This window comes from Crocosphaera watsonii WH 8501, from assembly GCF_000167195.1.
GTDB lineage: Bacteria > Cyanobacteriota > Cyanobacteriia > Cyanobacteriales > Microcystaceae > Crocosphaera > Crocosphaera watsonii.
In genome coordinates, this window is record NZ_AADV02000244.1 from 1 (window position 1) to 4,595 (window position 4,595).

General features: G+C 36.9%; 2 protein-coding genes and 2 pseudogenes. 2 read left to right on the forward strand and 2 right to left on the reverse strand.

Annotated features, from left to right (window positions below; translation table 11 throughout):
• Positions 1-181: 181 nt before the first annotated feature.
• A pseudogene (locus tag CWATDRAFT_RS40785) lies at positions 182-375 on the forward strand (penicillin-binding transpeptidase domain-containing protein); the annotation flags it as partial.
• Between the two features lie 12 nt (positions 376-387).
• Here CWATDRAFT_RS40785 and CWATDRAFT_RS29910 read toward each other — a convergent pair.
• Positions 388-1,155 carry a Uma2 family endonuclease gene (locus tag CWATDRAFT_RS29910; RefSeq protein WP_007308468.1) on the reverse strand — a complete coding sequence of 256 codons (768 nt, stop codon included), beginning with the start codon at positions 1,153-1,155 and terminating at the stop codon, positions 388-390.
• Between the two features lie 294 nt (positions 1,156-1,449).
• On the opposite strand from CWATDRAFT_RS29910, the gene CWATDRAFT_RS29915 reads away from it, so the two are divergent.
• On the forward strand, positions 1,450-2,976 hold the full coding sequence (locus CWATDRAFT_RS29915) for an IS5-like element ISCwa2 family transposase (protein WP_007308465.1): 1,527 nt from the start codon (positions 1,450-1,452) through the stop codon (positions 2,974-2,976).
• Positions 2,977-3,197: 221 nt separating this feature from the next.
• On the opposite strand, the pseudogene CWATDRAFT_RS29920 reads toward CWATDRAFT_RS29915, so the two are convergent.
• Positions 3,198-4,354: pseudogene (locus tag CWATDRAFT_RS29920) on the reverse strand (IS4 family transposase).
• Between the last annotated feature and the right edge of the window lie 241 nt (positions 4,355-4,595).

Sequence of the window (4,595 nt, forward strand, 5' to 3'; positions counted from 1 at the left end):
GAGTGGCCCCGGGCAGCCAGGGAATGGGCCCACTGTAAAGTAAGGAGGAGGACCACCGGCGCTAATACCTCGAGCGATGTCCCCAAAGCATCAACGTGGGATAAACCACAATGTGAAAAGGTCACAGCAAACCGGAAATTATGTATGGGGGGAAACAGGACCGCACAAAACCAAGGCCTAGGGCGGTTACTTGCCCAATGCTAAGATTACCAGTTTGTCTCTATTTGCCCCGTAGAATCCCCTAAATATGTGTTTTTAGTGCTGGTAGATGAACCCCAAGGGGCTAATACTTATGGCTCAACCGTAGCGGCCCCTGTGGCTAAATTCGTCATAGATGCGTTGATCTCCTTGAAGGGTATTCCACCATCAAAGTAAAGTAAGGAATTATCATATACTATCAGGATCTTCTCCCAATTCTCTCAGTTTAGCCGCTAAACGTTCTGCCCGTTTTCGTTCATTATCTGCCCGTTGTTGTTCATTATCTGCCCGTTTTCGTTCAGCTTCTTTGGGCAATAGAACTAAATTTTCTTCGGTGTCATAAAACCTTAACCAAGGGGCAAAATCTCGGTTAATTTCTCCTTGCCAAACTCCCACCCATAGGTTTAATTTCTGACACCATAACCATCCTTTTTCATTGGCTACTATGTCTTCATAATTTCCCGATGATTCTAAATGCCAACCTCGCAAAGAATTAGCATCAAAGGGATTATAAACAAAATAGTCAGCGGTTTTAAATGTTCTTTCATAGAGGTCTTTTTTCGTTGTTACATCTATCTTGGCGGTACTGGGTGACATTAATTCAATAATGACATCGGGATAGCGTCCCCCTTCATCCCAAACTACCCATCCTTGTCGGGTATAGCTACCATCTACATCAAGGACAGCAAAAAAATCGGGGCCTTTGAAATCTTTATTTTTGACCTGTTCTCGGCTGAAATAAATAAACATATTTCCCCCTGTGAAAAAGTCAGTGCGATCGCGATAAACTTCTAACAAAGAATCGCAGAGTAGATTGATACTGACACGGTGACGATTACTTTCCAAGGGTTCTCCATCGTCAAAAATTAAATCTGTGGGGGGTTTATTTTGTTCCCACCAATCTTCGGTTTCGGTGGAAGTTTGTCCGACAAGGGGTTCAGTTAGTTCAGGAGACATAGTATAATTTCGTGAACACTAACATACATTTTAACTTACTTTAATAATAATTTCCCATGCACTAACAACACTAAAATAAACAATAGAAAATAGAAAAGTAGGTAGTCAAGGCTTTAGCCTTGATGATGACTATCTTTCTTGTCCTAAAGGACTAAATAGGGTTTGCTGAATAAAAGCAAAACCCTATTCTTTAAAAGGTTACACCCATATTCGCGATCGCAAAAAAGATCAGCTTTGTCGGCTACAAACCGCTATAATTGGTAGAAACACCTCCCAGTTGTTGGTCAAGAACAAATGTATCGAAAAGAGGAGCAACCTTTACCGCCCCCAGAAAAATTTGAATTCCCTTTCGAGGGCAAATTGTCCCCCAATAATCGTTGGGTAATCATGGCAGAGTTGATACCTTGGGATGATTTTGAGGAAGAATATGCTAAACTTTTTTCAGCAGAAAAAGGTGCGCCAGCCAAACTATTTAGAATGGCATTAGGGACATTAATTATTAAGGAAAAATTAGGAACAAGTGATAGAGAAACTATAGAACAGATTAGAGAAAATCCCTATCTACAATACTTTATAGGTTTAAATTGTTATCAACAAGAGCCACCACTGGAATCTTCAATGCTAGTTCATTTTAGGAAAAGAATTGATGGAGAATTGATAAACAAAATCAATAAAAAAATAGTAAAAAGGGAAATAGACAAGAGTGATAAAGAAGTAAAAAAAAAGGATTGTCTCCAAGAAAAAGGAGAAAAAATAAAAAATAAAGGTAAACTAATTTTAGATGCGACTTGTGCGCCAGCAGACATCAAATACCCAACGGATTTAGGCATATTAAATCAAGCCAGAATTGAGACAGAAAGAATAATAGATAATCTTTATAAACCATTAAGAGTAAAATTGAGAAAAAAGCCGAGAACTTCTAGAAAAATTGCTAGAAAGGAATACTTAAAAGTAGCTAAAAAACGAAAAGTATCTTATCAAGAAAGAAGAAAAGCTATCGGGAAACAGTTAAAATACCTTAAGAAAAATTTAGGAAATATAGAAGACTTAATTCAAGCTGGGGCTTCCCAGGAAAATCTGAGTAAAAGACAGAAAAATTGTCTAGAGACTATCAAAAAAGTTTATGAACAACAACAGTCAATGTGGAAGAATAAGACCCAGAGTGTTCCTCAAAGAATTGTAAGTTTAACTCAACCGCATATTCGTCCAATAGTGAGGGGAAAAGCAGGAAAACCAATAGAGTTTGGAGCTAAACTCTCAGTAAGCTGTGTAGATAACTATGTGTTTCTAGACAAAATAAGTTGGGAAAACTTCAATGAATCTTGTCATTTAAAAGAACAAGTAGAAAAGTATAAAGAAACGTTTGGCTATTATCCCGAATCCGTCCATGTAGATAAAATTTATCGAACTAGGGAAAACAGAAATTGGTGTAAGGAAAGAGGGATAAGAATCAGTGGTCCGAAGTTAGGAAGACCTCTGAAAAATGTCAGTGAAGAAGAAAAGAAACAGGCCCACTCCGATGAATGCTTCCGTAATGCTATTGAGGGAAAGTTTGGACAAGCTAAACGAAGATTTAGCCTAAATCTCGTGATGACAAAACTCCCTGAAACCTCCATTACATCTATTGCTATTACATTTTTAGTTGTTAATCTTTCTAAACTTCTGAGGCAGTTTTTGTCGCTTTTTTTGTCCTTATTTACTAATAATAGAACAGGGGAACTCATCAAACCGCCTTTCATTAATTTTGATTATACTTTCAACAATTTTTATGTACTAAAACTTATTGATTTGTTAGAAAATTCTTGGTCAAAAGTGGCATAAATTTTGGAGAAACTTTTTCAGCAAACCCTAATTATTCTTGCCGTGTGTGTGGGGGGGAGGAGGGTTACACCGTCCTCCCCCCCACAGGGTTGATGCTCAAAATCAACCCCTTGGGCAATATTAGTTTTTATTAAATAATAAAAATTGGTTTATTTTGGATAGTTACATCTAAAATAAATCATCTTCCACTGGTTATTTTATGTTAAGATAAAATAGGGGAATTAAGCCGTCTTATCTATTATGGACATGGCTTGTAACCCTTTTTTATAATTGTTGAGTTTCTGGGGATTATTGCTCATCATAATTGAAATAAAATCAGAGCAAAATTCCCAAGCGTGAATCCAAAGAGAGCCATAAAGTCCTATCCAAAAATTACTATGTCTTCGGTCACGTCTTGATTTTTCAGTTAGACGAGCAATATATTTTCCTTGATTAGTTTGTCGAAATGTTTTGCCTTTTAAAGAAGTAGCAGTGTAAGCGATCGCTATCAATAAAATCAAGGAATTTAGTCGTTTATTATTGGCTTTACTTCCCTCCCAATTATAACCCCCTGTCTTACAATCCTTGAACATAGCTTCAATACCTGCCCTGGCTCGATAGACTTTCAAGACCTCTGATAAACTGTCTAAGTTGGTAAGAATAAATCAAGGCTCTTTTCCTGTTTGCCCTTGTATTTTCTTTTCCAATATGCTCCCACATTAAAGTTTCCAAACCCTTTATTTTTAGTGACTGAAACCCCAGTTAAAAACATCTTCATCCCAGGTTTCATTCCTAACTGCGAAAAAGTTTGATAATCTTCATCATCTTTTTTCTGGTTTGTACCTTGTTTCTGACGAAAAGCGAAGAATAACTTTTGTTTTTTACTTTTTTGTTTCAACCAATAAGCTAATTTAACACTGTGGAATTCTCGGTCTCCAAGAATGACTAACTCATAGTTTTTTAGAAGACAAAGAACAGGTTGAATTAATGCCTGTTGTTCAGATAATCTGCTGGCTCCTCTTTTCTCTAAAAGTGTCCAATAGATGGGTAAAGCCAGCTTTTTCCAGATAACAGCAACCATGAAAACATTTTTATCTTTCCATTGGGTTCGGTCAATTCTTATAATCAGACGAGAGCCAGTCTTAAATTCTTTACAAATAATAGCTTTAATCACAGGAAACCAGAATCTGGGAATGGCTAAAGCTGACAAAACTAGGAATCTCTGGATATGTTTACGACGACTTTGATAAAGGATTGGTAAAGGAAAACAAGCTGCTAACCTTTCTATTCTAACCTGTTTATGTACTGTCAGCAACCACAGTAAAATTCTAAAAGCCTCGAACTGTGTTTGTGTTAAATGTTTGGTAAAATGAGATTCATAAACTGCTAAAAAGCTCATGATTTAAGTTATAAAACGATTAAGGACAATCTGATTATTATTAGCATAAAATCGGATTGTTTTCTCTCTTTTAGGAGTTTACGCTCGCGCATCAAAACAGTTTGGGGGGGCAGGGCAATCGCATTTAATTTTTGAAAAGCTGACTGCATAAGAGGTTTCGCGATCGCCGTTCATTTGTACTGAAATTCTAAAATCTTTACTGGATCACGCATCTCAGATTTTAATGCGATTGCCCTGTTTG

What these genes read in the sequence shown, in the direction of transcription:
- CWATDRAFT_RS29910 (WP_007308468.1), bottom strand. Translation starts at nt 1,155, where the DNA reads ATGTCTCCTGAACTAACTGAACCCCTTGTCGGACAAACTTCCACCGAA.
- CWATDRAFT_RS29915 (WP_007308465.1), top strand. Translation starts at nt 1,450, where the DNA reads ATGTATCGAAAAGAGGAGCAACCTTTACCGCCCCCAGAAAAATTTGAA.